Genomic DNA, 1,246 nt, shown 5'->3' with positions numbered 1-1,246 from the left:
GTGGGCGTGATCCGCTCTCGTGGACAGGTTGACTATGCCGCTGCCCGTTCGAACTCGGCTGGCGCAGCGTAACCGATTGCCGAGTGCATGCGTTGCTGGTTGTAGAAGACCTCGATGTAGTCGAACAGCTTCACCTTCGCGTCGCTGGCGCTCTCGAAGGACTCACCCAGCTCGTTCTTGAGTGTGCTGAACCAGCTCTCCATGGCCGCGTTGTCGTAGCAGTTGCCTCGGCGGCTCATGCTGCAGAGGAGGCCGTGCTGCTCCAGGACACGCTGGTAGTCCTCGCTGGCGTAGGTGCAGCCCTGGTCGGAGTGATGGAGGAGCCCTTCTTCGGGACGCCGCCTCCGAAGCGCCATGTCCAGGGCCTTGAGCGTCAGGTGGCGGTCGTTCATCGCACTCAACGCCCAGCCCACGACGAAGCGGGAGTACAGGTCGATGACGGCCGCCAGGTAGAGCTTTCCCCCCGGCGTAGTGAGTTCCGTGGTGTCGCCCACCCAGCGCTGATTGGGGCCATCCGCGGTGAAGCGCCGCTGCAGCAGGTTGGCAGCGACCGGCAACCCTGGCTCGCTCACCGTCGTGCAGCGGTAGCGTCGACGCGCCCGGCCCACCAGTTGCTCCACTTGCATGAGGCGGATGACACGCTTGCGGCTGACGTGGACGCCCTGGTTGCGCAAGGCCTGATGGACGCGAGGACTGCCGTAGGTCCGGCGCCCCTTCTCGTGCGCCTCGCGTATCAGGACCTTCAGCCGCTCGTCGGCGCTGTGCCGGGGACTCGGAGGCCGACTCCTCCATGCATAGAAGCCCGAACGGGACACCTGCAGCAATCGGCACAGCAGGCTGATGGAGAAGTGGGCCTGCTCCGCACGGATGAACTCGAACTTCACCCGTTCTCCTTCGCGGTGTAGGCCACCCATTTTTTTAGCAGCGTCCGCTCCATCTCCAACTCACGCACCTGCTTGCGCAGCTTCGTGAGTTCTTGCCGCTCCGCACTCGTCAGCGCCCCCGGCTTGCCCTTGCCCGCGTCCGCCCGTGCCTGGTCAACCCAGGTCCGCAGGGCCGACAGCGTCAGGTCAAGGTCCCGGGCCACCTGGGAGACGGTCTTCCCCTCCTCAACCACGAGCCGGACAGCCCCGGCCTTGAACTCGTCCGTGTAGCTGCGCCGCGGGCGGCGTGGCTTCTTCTCTTCCACCATGTCGGACACCGTATCTGCCTCTTCGTTGGTGTCCACTGGAGCGGATCACGCCCA

1 protein-coding gene is annotated in these 1,246 nt (G+C 65.3%); it reads right to left on the bottom strand.

Annotated elements, in window-relative coordinates:
* Nucleotides 1-32: 32 nt before the first annotated feature.
* Nucleotides 33-1,192 (bottom strand): IS3 family transposase gene (locus tag D7X96_RS39045; RefSeq protein ID WP_121771998.1). Its coding sequence is split into 2 segments (ribosomal slippage): nt 33-913 and nt 913-1,192, totalling 1,161 coding nucleotides; the frame shifts between segments, so codons are not numbered across the junction.
* Nucleotides 1,193-1,246: the final 54 nt, after the last annotated feature.

It is taken from the genome of Corallococcus interemptor, assembly GCF_003668875.1.
GTDB classification, from domain to species: Bacteria; Myxococcota; Myxococcia; order Myxococcales; family Myxococcaceae; genus Corallococcus; species Corallococcus interemptor.
The sequence above is the reverse complement of the archived record's forward strand: the minus strand, read 5'-3'. Positions and strand labels throughout refer to the sequence as shown.